The organism is Streptomyces roseoviridis (assembly GCF_039535235.1).
Classification (GTDB): Bacteria; Actinomycetota; Actinomycetes; order Streptomycetales; family Streptomycetaceae; genus Streptomyces; species Streptomyces roseoviridis.
The window spans coordinates 4417862-4434951 of sequence record NZ_BAAAWU010000001.1 but is presented as its reverse complement, the minus strand read 5'-3'; the positions used below and the strand labels follow the sequence as shown (position 1 = coordinate 4434951).

Here is a 17090-nt window from a genome sequence, read left to right as displayed (position 1 = left end):
CATCAAGGCTTCGCAGGTGCGATCCGATGATCAGAAAGGAAGCTCATCCGACGCTTTCCGGTCATCACTCCTGTTCATCACTCGTGTCTCTCGCGCCGGCTCGTGACGGCCGGCGGAGGAAGGAGCATGCATGCGTCCTGATCCAAGGGATCGGTCCCGCTCCCGTCCCCGGTCCCCGCTCGGCCCGCTGCCACGGCGGCGTGGCTGGTTGAACGGTGGTGCGATCGCGTCGGTCGCTCTGGTGCTGACGGGCCTTACGCCCTCGGCGGCCGCGTGGGGCGACCCGGTGGCCGACGGCCGGTCCGGCGTCGCGACGGCCGGGCCCGTGACCGACGACGAGTGCGAGGACCGGCCGCCGCACGGCGAGCCGCAGGGACCGCCGCCCTGGGAACAGGAAGGCCCGCCGCCGTGGGAGCAGGAGGGCCCGCCGCCGCACGGCGATCCGCAGGGGCCCCCGCCGCACGGCGAGTCGCAGGGACCGCCGCCCTGGGAACAGCAGGGCCCCCCGCCGTGGGAGCAGGGGCCGCGTGGCCCCCAGGGGTCGCCGGTGCCCGAGGGCCTCCAGCAGTTCCTGGACGACAAGATCGGTTCGTTGCCGGGCAGCCGCTTCCTGCGGGCCGTCCCGTTCACGGGCGACGGCCACGACCCTTGCGAGGTCGGACCGACCGGACCGACGGGACCGACCGGACCGACCGGACCGACCGGACCGACGGGGCCCACAGGTGGCACGGGGCCCACCGGCCCGACCGGGCCCACCGGAGCGACGGGGGCTACCGGAGCGACGGGGGCCGCCGGGCTCACCGGACCCACTGGACCTACCGGCCCCACGGGACCCACCGGCCCCACGGGGCCCACTGGACCTACCGGCCCCACGGGACCCACCGGGGCCACCGGGGCCACGGGCGCGACCGGGCCCTGTTCCGACATCGACCTCTACGCCCCCTCGAACGCCGAGGACCAGCAGGCAGTCCTCACCGGCGGACGCGTGTACGTCGGCAGGGCGCCCTCACCGGGTGCCCTGATCGTCTGGCAGGACCTCACCAACGCGGTCGGGACCATGGCCGACCCCGCCAATCCCGGCTTCCCCGGCAACGCCTGCGGCGTGGCCTTCGCGGACCAGGGCATGACGGCCTTCGTCAAGATCGTGACGACCACCGGGCAGGTGTGGCAGACGATGGGCAACACCGCGGGGGCCAACTTCATCTGGAACCAGCCCTGGTTCCAGCAGACGACACCCACCCCGGCGGCGCTCCGCGCGAACAAGTTCGTGCGCGCCCTGCCCCCGGGCGCTTCTCCCAACAGGTGACACGGCGAAGGGCCCCGGGTGCGCCCGGGGCCCTTCGGTGTCCTGCGGTGTCCTGCGGTGTGCTGCCGCCCTCGCGGCGCCCTTCAGCCCGCCAGCGCCGGTTCCTTCACCGGCTCGGTCGGCTCAGCCGGTTCCTCCACCGCGCCCTCGACGTGCTGCTTCGGCTTCGCCGGCAGCGCGAACATGACCAGGAAGATGCCGGCCAGCACCAGCGCCGCCCAGCCCAGCGAGTTCTGGAACGCGTCGATGAACGCCGCGCCCGTCTCCGCCGGAGCCGCCGCCAGCCGCTCCTCGTCGATCGTGCCGAAGAACACCACCGACACCAGGCCGAGACCCAGCGCGTTGCCCATCTGTCCGGTCGTGTTGATCAGGCCCGAGGCCGAACCGGCGTGCTCGCGCGGCACCTCCGACAGCACCGCGTCCGTCAGCGGGGCCACGATCAGGCCCATGCCGAGCCCCATCACCACCAGCGGCAGGATCATCTGCCACGGGTCGATGCCCGACCCGTAGCGGCCCGAGACGAAGAAGTACAGGAGGATGCCCGCCGCCATGGTCAGGGCGCCCGCCTGGAGCACCTTGCGGCCGAAGCGCGGCACCAGCTGCTGGACCGACAGCCCCGCCGCCAGCGAGACCGCGATCGAGAACGGCACGCCCGTCAGACCGGCCCTGAGCGGGCTCCAGCCGAGCCCGATCTGCATGTACAGCGTCCAGACCAGGAAGAAGATGCCCATCACCACGCCGAACGTCAGCTGCACCGCGATGCCCGCCGCGAAGCTCTTCACGCGGAACAGCGACAGCTCGACGAGCGGCGAACCGTCCTTCCGGGTCTTGTACTTCTCGTACGCGACGAGGGCGGCGAACACGACGAGGCTGCCGGCCATCATCAGGTGGCCCCACAGCGGCCAGCCCAGCTCGCGGCCGCGCGTCAGCGGGTAGATCAGCATCAGCAGCGCCACCGTCACCATCGCCACGCCGACCAGGTCGAGGCGGAGCGCCTTCGGCGCCTTCGACTCGATGATGAACTTGCGGCCGAGGATCAGGGCGGCGATTCCCACCGGCAGGTTGATCAGGAAGATCGGCCGCCACTCGAGGCCCGCGATGTTCCACTGCGTCAGCAGCGCGCCGAGCAGCGGGCCCGAGACCGCGCCGAGGCCGACGATGGCGCCGAACAGGCCGAAGACCTTGCCGCGCTCGTGCGCCGGGAAGGTCACGTGCACGATCGACAGCACCTGCGGCACCATCATCGCCGCCGCCACGCCCTGGAGGAGACGCGAGCCGACCAGCATCTCCGGGCCGGCGGCGAAGCCGCACAGCGCCGAGGCGAGGGTGAAGCCCGCCGTTCCGAGGAGGAAGAGGCGCTTGCGGCCGTAGATGTCACCGAGCCGGCCGCCGGTGATCAGGCCGGCGGCGAACGCCAGCGCGTAACCGGCGGTGATCCACTGGATCGCGCCGAACGAGGCGCCGAGGTCCCGCTCGATGCTGGGGATCGCGATGTTGACGATCGTGGCGTCGACCAGGTCCATGAAGGCGGCGGTCATGACGATCGCGAGGGCGATCCAGCGCCTCTTGTCGGTGGTGGCCGCATCCATGACGGCGTCGTGTGAACTCATGCGGGAAACGTAGAGGGGATATAGGTCAGGTCGCGTCCTAGATGGCGCGCATCCTGGACGCATGACCGACACACCGGCACGACTCCTGAATCTGCTGTCGCTCCTCCAGACCCCTCGTGAGTGGCCGGGCAGCGAGCTCGCCGAACGGCTCTCGGTCTCGCCGCGCACCATCCGGCGGGACATCGACCGGCTGCGCGACCTCGGCTACCCGGTCGAGGCGACCATGGGCGCCGTCGGCGGCTACCGCCTGGTGGCCGGCACCGCGATGCCGCCGCTGCTCCTCGACGACGAGGAGGCCGTCGCCATCGCGGTGGGGCTCCGGGCGGGTGCGGGGCACGCCATCGAGGGCGTCGAGGAGGCATCTGTACGGGCGCTGGCCAAACTGGAGCAGGTCCTGCCGTCCCGGCTGCGGCACCGCGTCTCCACCCTCCAGAACGCCACGATCCCGCTCACGCGCGGGGACGGGGCGACCGTCGCGCCGCAGACCCTGACCGCGCTCGCGGGCGCGGTCACCGGGCAGGAGCGGTTGCGGTTCGGCTACCGGGCGGGCGACGGGGCGGAGACGAAACGGCTCGTGGAGCCCTACCGGCTCGTGTCGACGGGCCGACGGTGGTACCTCGTCGCCTACGACCTGGGGCGGGAGGACTGGCGGACGTTCCGGGTCGACCGGGTCAGCGAGCCCTTCCCCACCGGGGCGCGCTTCGCGCCGCGGGAGCTGCCGGCCGGGGACGCGGCGGCCTATCTGGAGCGGTCGATGACGCGGACCCAGCCGGAGCTCGACCTCGACGTGAGCTTCGAGGCACCGGCGGAGTTCGTGGCGGCGCGGCTGCCGGCACACCTGGCGCCGGTGGCCGACGGGGAGACGGCCTGCCGGCTGCGGGCCCGCACCGTCGACTCCGTCGAGTGGCTGGCCCTGCGGCTGGCGCTGGTCGACGCGGAGTTCACGATCCACGGCCCGGCGTCGCTGATCGCGTACGTGGAGGACCTGACGGGGAGGCTGTCGGCGGCCACGCGGGGGTGAGGGGACCTGCGGTCGGCCGCGGGCAGGTGGCGCGGACGCGAACCGGGGTCCTCGACGGCCGTGAGCGGGCCGCAGAGAGGTGCGCCGGGATCTGCGGTTGGCCTGGGTGGTGGCTGGGGCGGGAGCCGGGGTCCGCGGCGGGAGCCGGGGTCCGCGGCGGGAGCCGGGGTCCGCGGCGGCGGCCTTGACGGCCACGCGGGGGTGCCCCGAGCCCGCTGCTGCTCGCCAGGCTTACGCGGTCGCAATCCGACTCGCGGATGGCCAGGCACGGCGACCACCGAAGGCGGCCGTGCGCAGTGGTGACGGCGAGCCGGGCCCTGGAGGCTGCTGTCATCGGCCCCGCCGGGACCTGCGACCGGCGTGAGCGGGGGCGCGGTCGCGAACCGGGACCTGCGGTCGGCGTCGGCGTCGGCCGTGGGCGGTAGCGCGAGCCGGGGCCCGGGAGGGGCGGCCGCGAGCGGCTGCACCGGGGCGAGCCCAAGCCCTGCTGCTCGCCCGGCTGAGCGCGGTGGCGATGCGGCCCGGTCGGCGGGCCACGGCGGCCCCCCGTGGGTTGCCGCGAGCGGTGGCACGTAGGCGAGCGGGGACCTGAGATCGGCCGTGGGCGACGGCGCTGGGCGGGTCGGGGGCCGAGCGCCGTACGCGCGGACGGGAGCCAGGCCCCCGGGCCCCGGCCGCCACTGCTGTGGATGGACACGCAGGAACCTGCGGTCAGCCGTCGCGACGGCGCGGGAGGGCGAGCGGAGGCCTGCGGTCGGCCGTCCAGCGGTGCCCCGGGGGCGGGCCGGCCTGGAAGGCCGACGGCGGCCACGCCAGTGAGCCGGGCACCCGGACGCGGCCACGCTCGGGCGAGTCCGGGACCGAGCGCCGTACGCGCGGGTGCGGGGCCGGACCCCCGAGACCGCTGGCGGCCACGCCGGCGAGCCGAGCCCTCGCGAGCCCTCGCGGGCGGCCACGCCTGGCGGGCGGACCCCAACACGAGGCCCGTGGCCGTACGCGCGGGTGCCGACCGGGCCCCCGAGACCGCTGGCGGCCACGCCGGTGAGCCTAGCCCTCGCGAGCCCTCGCGGGCGGCCACGCCTGGCGGGCGGACCCCAGCACGAGGTCCGTGGCCGTACGCGCGGGTGCCGACCGGGCCCCGGAGGCCGCTGGCGGCCACGCCGGTGAGCCGAACCTCATGGGCCCTCGCGGGCCGGACCCCTGAGGCCGCTGGCGGCCCCGCCGGTGAGCCGAGCCCTCGCGAGCCCTCGCGGGCGGCCATGTCTGGCGGGCGGGCCCCAACACAAGGCCCGTGGCCGTACGCGCGGGCATGAGCCGCTCCGCCGCACGCGCCCCCTCCCCGGGCGGGTCCGGGGCCCCGGCCCCGGCGCGGCGCCCCCCCGGGGCAGGTCCGGGGCCGTCGCCCCCGGCGCGGTGACGCCAAGACGGGGCCGTCGGCCCCGGCGGCGGCGTGGGTGCCCCGTTACGCCACCGCGTCGAAGCCCGTGTCGCGGGCCAGCTTCTTCAGTTCGAGGAGGGCGTGCTTCTCGATCTGGCGGATGCGCTCGCGGGTCAGGCCGTGTTCCTTGCCGACCTCGGTGAGGGTGCGCTCGCGGCCGTCCTCGATGCCGTAGCGCATGCGGATGATGGAGGCCGTGCGGTGGTCCAGCCGGTCGATGAGGTCGTCCAGCTCCTCGCTGCGCAGCAGGGTCATGACGGACTGCTCCGGGGAGACGGCCGAGGTGTCCTCCAGGAGGTCGCCGAACTGGGTCTCGCCCTCGTCGTCCACCGACATGTTCAGCGAGACCGGGTCGCGCGACCAGTCGAGGACGTCGATGACCCGCTCGGGGGTCGAGCCCAGCTCGGCGGCGATCTCGGCGGGCTCCGGCTCGCGGCCGTGCTCGCGGTTGAACTCGCGCTGCACCCGGCGGATGCGGCCCAGCTCCTCCACCAGGTGGACGGGGAGCCGGATCGTGCGGGACTGGTCGGCGATGGAGCGGGTGATGGCCTGGCGGATCCACCACGTGGCGTACGTGGAGAACTTGAAGCCCTTCGCGTAGTCGAACTTCTCGACCGCCCGCACCAGGCCCGCGTTCCCCTCCTGGATCAGGTCGAGCAGGGGCAGGCCGCTGCGCGGGTAGCGCCGGGCGACGGCGACGACAAGGCGCAGGTTGGACTTGATGAAGAGGTCCTTGGCACGCTCGCCCTCGGCGACCAGCGCTTCGAGCTCCTCGCGCGAGGCGCCGGCGGCCTCGCTCTCCACCTCTCCGTCGAGGATCTGCTGGGCGTAGACGCCCGCCTCGATGGTCTGGGAGAGCTCGACCTCCTTGGCGGCGTCGAGCAGGGGCGTACGCGCGATCTCGTCGAGGTACATGCCGACCAGGTCGCGGTCGGCGATCTCCCCGCCCACGGCGCGAACGCTGCTTGCCCGGCCGCCGGTCCCGCTCGCGGCGGACGACTGACGACGGGCGACGGCACGGGTTGCCATGCGTGCTCCCTTGCTGAGTAGGTCGCGACACCCTTACGGGTGCCCTGCATCCGACGGAAACAACGACTGGAATCAGGACAGAATTCCCACCCGGCACCTGAGTTTTGGCGATCATGCAGTATCCTGCGCCGCCGACGACGGGGAGGGCGTGCCGATGGATCCCGGCAATGTGCAGGTCAGGGCGGGCACGGAGGGTGATCTGGCCGCGCTCACCGAGCTCTACAACCACTACGTCCGTGAGACCGCGATCACATTCGACACGGAGCCCTTCACTCCGGAGCAGCGGCTCCCTTGGCTCCGCTCCCACCCTGGAGACGGCCCCCACCGCCTTTTGGTTGCTCAGGCAACGAAGGCGGGCGGGATCCTCGGCTACGCGACGAGCAGCGCCTTCAGGCCGAAGGCCGCGTACGACACCTCGGTGGAGGTGAGCGTCTACCTCTCCCCCACGGCCGGCGGGCGGGGCATCGGCACCCTGCTGTACGGGGAGCTGTTCCGGGTCCTGGCGGGCGAGGACGTCCACCGGGCGTACGCCGGGATCGCGCTGCCGAACGCCGCCTCGGTCCGGCTGCACGCCCGCTTCGGTTTCCGCCACGCCGGCACGTTCGGGCAGGTGGGGCGGAAGTTCGGGCGCTACTGGGACGTGGCCTGGTACGAGAAGGACCTCTGATCAGCCGAACTGGACCGAGCGCTTGGCCAGGCCCATCCAGAAGCCGTCGATGACGCTCCGCCCCCGGTCCAGGTCGCCGGTCGCGTCGGCGGCGCCGAGGGTGACGAAGAGGGGGGCGAAGTGCTCGGTGCGGGGGTGGGCGAGCCGGCCCGCCGGTGAGGCGGACTCGAAGTCGAGCAGGGCGTCGACGTCGTGCGCGGCGAGCGCCTCGCGTCCCCAGGCGTCGAACTCGGCGGACCAGCCGGGCACTCCGGTGTGCCGGAGGGCGGCGAGGTTGTGGGTGAAGAAGCCGCTGCCGACGATGAGGACGCCCTCGTCGCGCAGGGGGGCGAGCCTGCGGCCGATGTCCATGAGGCGGCGCGGGTCGAGGGTGGGCAGCGAGATCTGCAGGACGGGGACGTCGGCCTCGGGGAACATCTCGACGAGCGGGACGTAGGCGCCGTGGTCGAGGCCCCGGTCGGGGATGTCCTGCACCGGGGTGCCGGGGGCGCGGAGCAGCTTGCGGACGGCGTCGGCGAGCCCGGGGGCGCCGGGGGCCGCGTACCGGACCCGGTAGTAGTGCTCGGGGAAGCCCCAGAAGTCGTACACGAGGGGGACGGTCTCGGTGGCGCCGAGGGCGAGGGGGGCCTCCTCCCAGTGGGCGGAGACCATGAGGATCGCCGTGGGGCGGGGCAGGCCGGCGGCCCAGGCGGCGAGCTGGCCGGGCCAGACGGGGTCGTCGGCGAGCGGCGGGGCGCCGTGCGAGAGGTAGAGCGCGGGCATCCGTTCCTGCGTGTGCCGTGTGGTGTCCACCGCGACCGCCTCCCGTTCATGGTCCTTGAAGTTTCAAGCTATGACCCCAGCGTACGGCGATGTAGTTCAACTTTCAAGAAGTGGCCGTACCATGGATCCATGACCGAACCCCGCTGGCTCAGCGACGAGGAACAGCGCGTCTGGCGCGCCTACCTCCACGCCACCACCCTCCTGGAGGACCATCTCGACCGCCAGCTGCAGCGCGACGCCGGGATGCCCCACGTCTACTACGGACTGCTGGTCCAGCTCTCCCAGGCCCCCCGCCGCCGGATGCGGATGACGGAGCTGGCCAGGGACGTGAAGATCACCCGCTCCCGCCTGTCGCACGCCGTCGCCCGGCTGGAGAAGAACGGCTGGGTGGCGCGCGAGGAGTGCCCCTCCGACAAGCGCGGCCAGTTCGCGCGACTGACGGACGAGGGGTACGAGGTGCTGCGCCGGACCGCGCCCGGGCATGTCGGGGCCGTACGGCAGGCCCTCTTCGACCGGCTGACGGACGAGCAGGTCGAGCAGCTCGGCGCGATCATGCGGACCGTCGCCGAGGGCCTCCAGCCCGCCGGCCCGGACGCGGACCTGCCCTGGCTCCGCTGAACCAGGCCCGGACGCGGATCTGCCCCGGCTCCACTGAGCCAGGGCAGGTCGCCGGAAGCGGGACGGGGCCGGGCGCCCCGCACGGTCGGTGAACGATCTCAGTGAACGATCACCGGCACCTTGACCTCGTCCTCGGCACCGGAGCCGGAGCCGGAGGCCGCCACCGCGCCGGTTCCCGGCCGGCCCGTGTTGATCAGGGTGACCGCCAGCGTCGCCGAGACGACCAGGATGCCGACCGCCCACCAGATGGCGGCCGTGTAGCCCTCGACCATGCCCTGGAGCTGGAGCAGCTGCCGCGCCGCCGGGGTGGTCGCGGCCGCCGCGTGGTCGGTGAGGTACGCGGTGGTCGCCGAGGCGGCGATGGTGTTCAGCAGCGCCGTACCGATGGCACCGCCGACCTGCTGCGAGGTGTTCACCATCGCGGAGGCCACACCGGAGTCCCGCGGGTCGACCCCGTGCGTGGCCAGGGACATGGCCGGCATGAACGCCGTACCCATGCCGAGGCCGAGCAGCAGCTGGGCCGGCAGGATCAGTCCGGCGTACGAGGAGCCGGTCTCCAGCTGCGTCAGGAGCAGCATGCCGAGGGCGGCGGTGAGGAAGCCGGGCCCCATCAGGAGCCGCGGCGGGACCCGGGTCATCAGCCGGGTGCCGATCTGGGTGGAGCCCACGATCATGCCGGCGATCATCGGGAGGAACGCGAAGCCCGTCCGGACCGGCGAGTAGCCCTTCACGACCTGGAGGTAGTAGGTCAGGAACAGGAACAGGCCGAACATCGCGATGACGGCGAGGCCGAGGGAGAGGTACACGCCGCCGCGGTTGCGGTCGGTGATCACGCGCAGCGGCAGCAGCGGGGACTTCACCACGGCCTCGACGGCCGCGAAGCCGGCGAGGAGCACGACGGAGGCGATGAACAGCGAGATGGTCAGCGGGTCCGACCAGCCCTCGGACTCGGCGCGGGTGAAGCCGTAGACCAGGGAGACCAGGCCGAGGGTGGACAGGATCACGCCCGGGACGTCGAGCGGGGCGCGGTTGCGGCCGCCGGAGGGCTCGCGGATCACGAAGTAGGCGCCGGCCGCGGCGACGACCGCGAACGGGATGTTCACGTAGAAGGTCCAGCGCCAGTCCAGGTACTCGGTGAGGAAGCCGCCGAGGATCAGGCCCACGGCGCCGCCGCCTCCGGCGATCGCGCCGTAGATGCCGAAGGCCTTGGCCCGCTCCTTGGCGTCGGTGAACATCACCGCGAGCAGGGAGAGGGCGGCCGGGGCGAGCAGCGCGCCGAACGCGCCCTGGAGCGCGCGGGCGCCGAGCATCATGGCCTCGCCACTGGCGGCGCCGCCGAGGGCGGAGGCCGCGGCGAAGCCGATCAGGCCGACCACGAAGGTCCGCTTGCGGCCCCACAGGTCGGCGACGCGGCCGCCGAACAGCAGCAGACCGCCGAAGGCGAGCGCGTAGGCGGTGATGACCCACTGGCGGTTGCCGTCCGAGATCCCCAGGTCCTGCTGGGCGGAGGGCAGCGCGATGTTCACGATCGTCGCGTCGAGCACGACCATCAGCTGGGCGAGGGCGATGAAGAGCAGGGCTTTCCAGCGGCTGGGATCGGCCTGGGCCGGCGGGGAGGTCTCGGTGATTCTGGACATGGGGGTAGCCACCTCTTGGCGCGGAAGGGTGAAAAAAGGACGTACGGGGCGGGGGGTGCGTTCGGTCGGGGCGGCTCAGGCGCCGCAGGCTTCGCGCCTCAGGTCCTCCAGGGTCGCGGGCGCGCCGGGCAGGGCGGAGCGGGCCGGGGCCTCCAGGCCGTCGAGGAACAGCCGCAGATGGCGGTGGACGAAGCGGTCCATGTGCGAGCAGGCCGTGCCGGGCAGCGGCCGGGTCAGCTGGAAGAGCGCGACCATCAGGTCGACGACGCTCACGTCGGCCCGCATCCGCCCGGCTTCCTGCGCCCGGACGACGAGGCCGTGGACGGCCTCCTCCAGCCGCTCGCGCTCGGCGCGCAGCTCCGGGTGCTCCTTGTCGAAGTCGCCGTCGAGCATCGGGCACAGGGCGCCGACCCGCTCGTCGGCGGCGGCGTGGGCGAAGCGGCGGACGGCGGCGAAGGCGTCGCTCTCCTGCTCGGCGGCCTCGCGGGCGCGCTCGGCGACGCGGGCCATGAGGGAGAGGACGACCTCGTGGACGAGGTCGGCGCGCTCGGGGAAGTTGCGGTAGAGCGTGGCGTTGCCGACTCCGGCGCGGCGGGCGATCTCGTCCAGGGGCACCTGGGGGCCGGACTCGACGAACATCTCCCGGGCCGCGGTCACGAGCCGCTCGCGGTTGCGCAGGGCGTCGGCCCGCGGGCGGGCCGCACGGCGCGGGGGCGCCGCGGCCGCCGTACCGGTGCTGGTGCTCACGTCGCTGTCTCCCTGCTGGTGAAGTGATCCGGGGACTCGTTCCCCGTTTCGCGGACACAGGGCAGAACGGGGAACGAGTCCCCGGTTATTTCCCGCCATGTGAGTGACCTGCGTCACATCGCCCGGTCGGGTCACTCGGCGCGCGCCTCCCGGGCGGCCCGCTCAGGCTGATCGCACGGCGCCGATCGCACCGGCGCGCGGACAGAGAGGCGACCGCATGCAGGAGACCCGCCGACGGATACGCAGGCCCATCGCCCTGGCTTCGGTGACCGCCCTCGCGCTCGCCGCCCTGGCCACCGCCAGCTCGACCCTGCCCGGCCCGGCCCCCGCCTCGGCGGGCCCCGTGGCCGCGGCGCCCCGGGACTCGCCGCTGGAACCGTGCCGGATCGCCACGACGATGGGTGTGCAGATGTCGGAGGGGCTGCCCACCGCACCCGGCTACGCCCGCTCCACCGGCCGGATCAGGGCCCTCAACCTGATGGTCGACTTCTCCGACGCCCCCGGGCAGGGCACGGCCATGAACCGCTTCCGCGAGTTCTTCCCGCAGACCGCCGACTGGTTCCGCGTCAGCTCCTACGGCCGCCTCACGTACCACCCGGAGGCCCCGATACCCGACTGGCTGCGGATGCCCCGCCCCTTCGCCTCGTACGGGGTCGAGCGCGGCGCGCCGTACGAGCCGGGCTACCGCAGGCTCGTCGAGGACCTCGTGAAGGCCGCCGACGCGAAGGTGGACTTCAGCGCGTACGACCTGGTGAACGTCCTCGTCACCCCGAACGCCGGGCCCTCGGCCCTCGACACCGTGCTGTCCGTGACCTTCTCCGGCAACGGTGACGCGCCCTACGCGGACGGCGTCCCGCTCGCCAACACGTCCTTCGTCTACAGCCGTCAGGACGACGGCTCCGGGACGTACGCGCAGACCGGCTACCGGGTGCTGCCGCACGAGAACGGCCACGTCTTCGGCCTTCCCGACCTCTACACCGTCGACGGCGGCGGCACGGTCGGGCACTGGGACATCATGTCCGAGGACTGGGGGGCCAACAACGACCTGCTCGGCTGGCACAAGTGGAAGCTGGGCTGGCTCGACGACGAGCAGGTCGGCTGCGCCTCGCGGACCGGCGACGCCGAGTTCACCCTCACCCCGCTCGCCCGGTCCGGCGGCCGCAAGCTGGCCTTCGTGCCGCTCTCCGGCACCTCCGGCTACGCGGCCGAGGTGCGCACCCGCGAGGGCAACGACGAGGCGGTCTGCAAGCCGGGCGTGCTCGTCTACCGGGTCGACACGGACGTCGACACCGGGCACGGGCCGGTCACCGTCGCCGACAGCGACGAGGGCACCGGCGGCTGCACCCGGCGGCCCAACGTCCACGCCGAGCTGTCGGACGCCCCGTTCCGCACGGGCGAGACCTTCACCGACCGGACCAACGGCGTCCGCATCACCGTCCTCGGCGAGGACGCGGCCACCGGCGGCTACCGGATCCGCGTCTCGCGCTCCTGAGCCGCCATCGCCTCGCGCAGCTCGCGCTTGAGGATCTTCCCGGTCGCGTTGCGGGGCAGCTCCGCCTCCCGTACGAGGACGTGGGCCGGCACCTTGAAGGCGGCGAGCCGCGCCGCCACGTGGGCCCGCAGCTCCTCGGCGCCGGCCGTCGCGCCGGGCCGGAACCGGACCACGGCCGCCACCTCCTCGCCGAGCTCGGGGTGCGCGAGGCCGAGGACCGCGGCCTCGGCGACGGCCGGATGGCGCTGGAGCACCTCCTCGACCTCGACGCAGTACACGTTCTCGCCGCCCCGGATCACCATGTCCTTGACCCGGTCGACGATGGTGACCCGGCCGTCGCACAGGCGGGCGAGGTCGCCGGTGCGGAACCAGCCGTCCGGGGCGAAGGCGGCGCGGGTGGCGGCCTCGTCGCCCCAGTAGCCGCGGAACAGGGACTGGCCGCGCAGCCACAGCTCACCGACGCCCTCGGCGTCCGGCCGCTCGATCCGCACCTCGACCGCCGGGGCGGGCCGGCCCGCGCTCTCGGGGTGGGCCCGGTACTCGGCGCCGAAGTGGGCGAGCACACCGCCGCAGGTCTCGGTGAGGCCGTAGCCGTTGCGGGGCTCGATCCGCTCGCCGTACCGGGCGGCGAGGCGGGCCGTGAGCCCGGCCGGGGCGGGCGCGCCGCCGGTGCTGATCAGGGTGAGCGACTCCAGCGGGTCGCCGGTGCGCTCGGCGAGGTCGAGCAGCTGGAGGGCGGTGGTGGGGACGCCGGCGTAATGGGTGACGCGGTGGGCGCGGATCAGCTCCAGGGCCCTGGCCGGGTCCCACTTGCGCATGAGGACGAGCGTGCCGCCGGCCGCCATGACCGAGTAGAAGGAGGTGAAGGCGGCCACGTGGAAGAAGGGGAAGGTGGTCAGGGAGACCGGCGCGGGCCCGGCGCCGGGCCGTTCGCCGCGGCGGAGCGCGGAGACGGCGGCGAAGTAGCGGGGGTGCGTCGCGGCACCGGCCTGGGCGAGGTGGGTGGCGACGGCGCCCTTGGGGCGGCCGGTGGTGCCGGAGGTGTAGAAGATCGTGGCGTCGTGCTCGGGCAGCACGTCCACGGGCGGCGGCCCGAGGAACGGATCGGTGTCGGGGACGTAGCGCTCGAAGCCACCGGGCAGCGGACGGTCCGGCTCCGGGTGGAAGACGATCGCGGGTACGGAGCGGGCCGCGGCCCAGGCGGCCACGCGCTCCACCCGCTCGCCGTCCACGAGCAGGACGCCGGGGGCGCAGTCGTCGAGGGCGTGGGCGAACTCGTGCGCGGTCCACCAGGCGTTGAGCGGGACGGCGACCAGCCCGGCGAGCTGCGCGGCCCAGAAGGCGACCTGCCACTCCGGGTGGTTGCGCATCGCGACGACGGCGCGGTCACCGGGGCGCAGGCCGTGCACGTCGACGAGCCGGCGGGCGAGGCCGCAGGCGGCGTCGAAGAACTCCCGGTAACTCGTCACGCCGTCCTCGGAGACGAGGAAGGGCCGGTCGCCGAAGCCCCAGACGGCCTCCACGAACTCGCGCAGGGTCCGGGGGCCGCCGGTGTAGACGCCGTCCTCGACGGCGAAGGGGGCGCCGGGCGCGGTGAGCGGGTCGGGGCACGGCGGGGCGAGGGGCGGGATGGGCGCGTCCGTGTGCGACTCGACCACGGTGGGCCCTCTTTCCGTCTTCCCTGCGTTCTGCCGTCCCGCCCCGGGCGCGGACCGGGAAGCGACGCTATGCGCGGCCGCCGTGCCGGTCAAGAGCGGACGTCGGCCCCCGTCGAGGGGCCGTGGGCACGCTCGCGGGCGGGCCCGGGAAGGGGCTCGGTGGCGCGCGCGGCCGGCGCGGGCTCGGAGGCGGGCGCGGGCTCGGCGAGGGGCGCGGGCGCGGAGGCGGGCGCGGGCTCGGCGAGGGGCGCGGTGGCCGTCCGGGGCTCGGGCGCGGGCTCCGCCTCCGGATCGCCCGAGGCGACGAACAGGCCGACCCGGGCGGCACCGACCACGCGCGGCAGCAGGAACGCCCAGAACCGGGTCAGCGGTGCCCGCTCCAGCCAGCGCGGATCCTGGTGGCCGAGGGCCTCGTGCCCGGCGGCCACCGCCACCACCGCCGCCGCCACGTCACGGGCGGCCACGTCCGGGGCCAACAGCCCCGCCCGCTCGGCCCGTACGACGAGGGACTCGACCCACTCGCGCCACTGCCGGCGCAGGTCCCGCGCCGTCCTGGTGCGCTCCGGGGCGGCGCTCAGGTCGAAGCCGGCGCGCAGCACCGCGTCGGACCGCAGGCCCTGGACGAGTTCGTGGCTGGCGTCGATCAGGGCCTGCAGCGGAAGCGTCTCGCGCTCCCGGGTGATGCGCACCAGCCGCTCGGCGGCCGCCGCGACGACCGCGTCGGCCAGGGCCGCCTTGCTGGGGAAGTGGAAGTGCAGGGCTCCGCTGCTGACTCCGGCGCGGGCACTGATGGTCGCGAGGGACGCGACCTCGAAGCCGTCCCGGTCGAAGAGCTCGGCGGCCGACTCGACGAGGGCGTTGCGGGTTCGGATCGCCCGCTCCTGCTTGGCCAAGGGGGACTCACTCCGTCACTACGCCGGGGGGCGCCAACACATGTCACTTTTCCGCACCCACTGTAACAAACCGGGTGAGCGGTTTTCCGGTCGACGGAAAAACCGAACGGCAGGGGCGGACCGGGGACTTGGGTCCGTGGGGCCGGGGCGGCGCGCCCCGGCCCCCACGGCGTGACTCTCAGACGCGGGCCGGAATCCGTACGGGCAGGGCCCCGTAGCCGTTGAGCAGGAAGGTCGGCAGCGCGGTCAGTTCCTCGGGCGGGCAGGCCAGTTCCAGGTCGGGGAAGCGCTCGAAGAGGGCGGCGAGGGCGACCGTGGCCTCCAGGGTCGCGAGCGGGGCGCCCAGGCACCGGTGCACGCCGTGACCAAAGCCGAGGACGTCGCGGTCGGTGCGCAGCAGGTCGAAGCGGGCGGCGTCGGCCCCGTAGCGCCGCGGGTCGAGGCCGGCGGCGGCGAAGTTGACGAGGATGGGGTCGCCCTGGGCGATCTTCACCCCGTCGAGCTCGATGTCCTCGACGGCGAAGCGCAGCGGCGAGTAGGCGGCGGGGCTGTGGGTGCGCATGGTCTCGTCGACCACGTCGTCCCAGGTGGCGCGGCCGGCCCGGACGTGGGCCAGCTGGTCGGGGTGGGTCAGCAGCGCGGCGGTGGCGTTGACGACGAGGGTGGCGGTGGTGTCCTGTCCCGCGGCGATCAACAGGAAGAGCGAGCCGAGGAGTTCGTTCTCGGTGAGGGCGTCGGCGCCGTCGCGGGCGGCGATCAGGGAGGAGGTCAGGTCGTCGCCCGGCTCCTGCCGGCGGGCGGCCACGAGCTCGCCGAGCAGCCGGAAGGCGGTGCCGCGCGCGGCCTCCATGGTCTCGGCGCTGACGCTGGAGCTGAAGACCGTGCGCAGGGCGGCGGTGAGTTCGTCGCGGGCGGCCCCCTCGGCGACGCCGAAGAGCTCGCAGATGACCTGCAGCGGCAGCGGATCGGCGTATCCGGTGCGCAGTTCGACGGTCTCACCGGTGGCGAGGCGGCCGGCGAGCCCGTCGAGGAGGGCGCTCGCGATCTCCTCGACCCGGGGCCGCAGGGCGGCGGTGCGGCGGGCGGTGAACGCGGCGGCGACCAGGCGGCGCAGCCGGGCGTGCTCGGCCCCGTAGGAGAAGAGCATGTTCTCGTTGGCGACCCACGGGTAGAGCGGCCACTCGGGGGTGATCCGGCCCTCGACGAAGGCGGGCCAGTGGCGCCGGGCGTCCTTGGAGACGCGGGGGTCGACGAGGAGCCGCTCGACGTGTTCCTGGCCGACGACGGCCCAGGCGCGGACGCCGCCGGGCAGTTCGATCTCGACGGCGGGGCCGCGTTCCCTCAGTACGGCGGCCTCGCCGGCCAGGTCTCGACCGGTCACGTCCAGCGCGTAGGGGCAGGAAGCCGTGTCCATGTGTGCTCTCTCCATTCGGGTGTGCCTGCGTTCCGTGCGTGCCCCCACCGCACACGCAACCGAGGAGAACCGGGCTTCCCCTCCCCTGTGGTGATGCCCCGTCAGGCGGTCGCCGGGCTCGCGTCCGGGATCGCCGCCGGCGTCTCGCGCAGCCGTACGGCCTCCCCGTACGCCCGCTCCGCGCGCCCGGAGGTGAAGTCCAGGCGGAGCAGCACTCCGGGGACGGCGATGGCGCTCAGGAGCGTCCGCATGAGGTCGGCCACCCGCTCCACCAGGTCGGCATGGTTCGTCATGATCTTGGACAGCACCTGAACTCCGGTGAAACTCCCGGCGAACAGGGTGGCGGCGGAGGGGATGTCGACGTGCGGCAGCAGCTCCCCGGCGTCCTTGGCCCGGGTGAGGACGTCCACATTGTGGTCGATCCACCCCTGCATGGGAACGCGCCGGTCGAGGCCGTCGTGCGGCGATCCCTGGTCCACGGTGAGGCGGACGCTGCCGCGCACCATGGGGTCGCCGAGGTGCAGCAGATGGGCGAGGACCAGCGCCTCGTCGGTGAACTGCTGGAGGTGGAGCTCACGCCGGGGCACCGGCGGCAGCGCGGCGACCTGGCCGGCGAGGACCTCCTGGGCGAGCTCCTCCTTGGAGGAGAAGTGGAAGTACAGGGCCCCCTTGGTGACGCCGCACTTCTTGAGGACCTCGGAGATCGTCGCGGCCTCGTAGCCGACCTCGTCGAAGAGTTCGGCGGCGGCCATCACGATCTTCTGGCGTGTGCGGATGGCCCGCTCCTGTTGTGCCACT

At 73.9% G+C, this 17090-nt stretch carries 14 protein-coding genes; 5 read left to right on the top strand and 9 right to left on the bottom strand.

The window, feature by feature from the left end:
• The first annotated feature begins 241 nt into the window (after positions 1–241).
• A complete protein-coding gene (locus ABD954_RS20155) occupies positions 242–1306 on the top strand; it encodes a proline-rich domain-containing protein (RefSeq protein WP_345487472.1) in 1065 nt (354 codons plus the stop codon).
• An 83-nt stretch (positions 1307–1389) separates the two neighbouring features.
• Here the strand turns inward: ABD954_RS20155 and ABD954_RS20150 are convergent, their stop codons facing one another.
• The gene (locus ABD954_RS20150; protein ID WP_345487470.1) at positions 1390–2916 is read right to left on the bottom strand and encodes an MFS transporter; all 1527 of its coding nucleotides are present in this window, start codon (positions 2914–2916) and stop codon (positions 1390–1392) included.
• 61 nt (positions 2917–2977) lie between these two features.
• Here ABD954_RS20150 and ABD954_RS20145 point away from each other — a divergent pair, with 61 nt between their 5' ends.
• Positions 2978–3937 (top strand): helix-turn-helix transcriptional regulator, encoded by a 960-nt coding sequence (locus tag ABD954_RS20145; RefSeq protein ID WP_345487468.1) that lies wholly within the window; start codon positions 2978–2980, stop codon positions 3935–3937.
• A gap of 1462 nt (positions 3938–5399) precedes the next feature.
• Here the strand turns inward: ABD954_RS20145 and ABD954_RS20140 are convergent.
• Complete coding sequence (locus ABD954_RS20140; RefSeq protein ID WP_345487466.1) at positions 5400–6404, bottom strand: sigma-70 family RNA polymerase sigma factor; 1005 nt, start codon at positions 6402–6404, stop codon at positions 5400–5402.
• Positions 6405–6558: 154 nt separating this feature from the next.
• Here ABD954_RS20140 and ABD954_RS20135 point away from each other — a divergent pair, with 154 nt between their 5' ends.
• Positions 6559–7071, top strand: a complete 513-nt coding sequence (locus ABD954_RS20135) for a GNAT family N-acetyltransferase (RefSeq protein ID WP_345487464.1) — start codon at positions 6559–6561, stop codon at positions 7069–7071.
• Here ABD954_RS20135 and ABD954_RS20130 read toward each other — a convergent pair whose 3' ends face one another.
• Positions 7072–7833, bottom strand: a complete 762-nt coding sequence (locus tag ABD954_RS20130) for a dioxygenase family protein (protein ID WP_345492323.1) — start codon at positions 7831–7833, stop codon at positions 7072–7074.
• Positions 7834–7962: 129 nt separating this feature from the next.
• Between ABD954_RS20130 and ABD954_RS20125 the strand changes: the two genes are divergently transcribed.
• Positions 7963–8451, top strand: a complete 489-nt coding sequence (locus tag ABD954_RS20125) for a MarR family winged helix-turn-helix transcriptional regulator (protein WP_345487462.1) — start codon at positions 7963–7965, stop codon at positions 8449–8451.
• Positions 8452–8549: 98 nt separating this feature from the next.
• On the opposite strand, the gene ABD954_RS20120 is transcribed toward ABD954_RS20125, so the two are convergent.
• Complete coding sequence (locus tag ABD954_RS20120) at positions 8550–10088, bottom strand: MFS transporter (RefSeq protein WP_345487460.1); 1539 nt, start codon at positions 10086–10088, stop codon at positions 8550–8552.
• A gap of 75 nt (positions 10089–10163) precedes the next feature.
• On the bottom strand, positions 10164–10835 hold the full coding sequence (locus ABD954_RS20115) for a TetR/AcrR family transcriptional regulator (protein WP_345487458.1): 672 nt from the start codon (positions 10833–10835) through the stop codon (positions 10164–10166).
• A 217-nt stretch (positions 10836–11052) separates the two neighbouring features.
• Here ABD954_RS20115 and ABD954_RS20110 point away from each other — a divergent pair, with 217 nt between their 5' ends.
• Entirely contained in the window at positions 11053–12327 is a 1275-nt protein-coding gene (locus ABD954_RS20110; protein WP_345487456.1) for a M6 family metalloprotease domain-containing protein, read from the top strand.
• Here the strand turns inward: ABD954_RS20110 and ABD954_RS20105 are convergent.
• The 4 genes from ABD954_RS20105 to ABD954_RS20090 form a co-directional block, all read right to left on the bottom strand.
• A complete protein-coding gene (locus ABD954_RS20105; RefSeq protein ID WP_345487454.1) occupies positions 12300–13985 on the bottom strand; it encodes a class I adenylate-forming enzyme family protein in 1686 nt (561 codons plus the stop codon). The two genes, ABD954_RS20110 and ABD954_RS20105, sit on opposite strands and share 28 nt — an antisense overlap.
• Positions 13986–14074: 89 nt before the next feature.
• Positions 14075–14878: a ScbR family autoregulator-binding transcription factor gene (locus ABD954_RS20100; RefSeq protein WP_345487452.1), complete on the bottom strand. Its 804-nt coding sequence runs from the start codon at positions 14876–14878 to the stop codon at positions 14075–14077.
• A 178-nt stretch (positions 14879–15056) separates the two neighbouring features.
• A complete protein-coding gene (locus ABD954_RS20095; protein ID WP_345487450.1) occupies positions 15057–16292 on the bottom strand; it encodes a cytochrome P450 family protein in 1236 nt (411 codons plus the stop codon).
• A 101-nt stretch (positions 16293–16393) separates the two neighbouring features.
• The gene (locus ABD954_RS20090; protein WP_345487448.1) at positions 16394–17089 is read right to left on the bottom strand and encodes a ScbR family autoregulator-binding transcription factor; all 696 of its coding nucleotides are present in this window, start codon (positions 17087–17089) and stop codon (positions 16394–16396) included.
• Position 17090 lies beyond the last annotated feature (1 nt).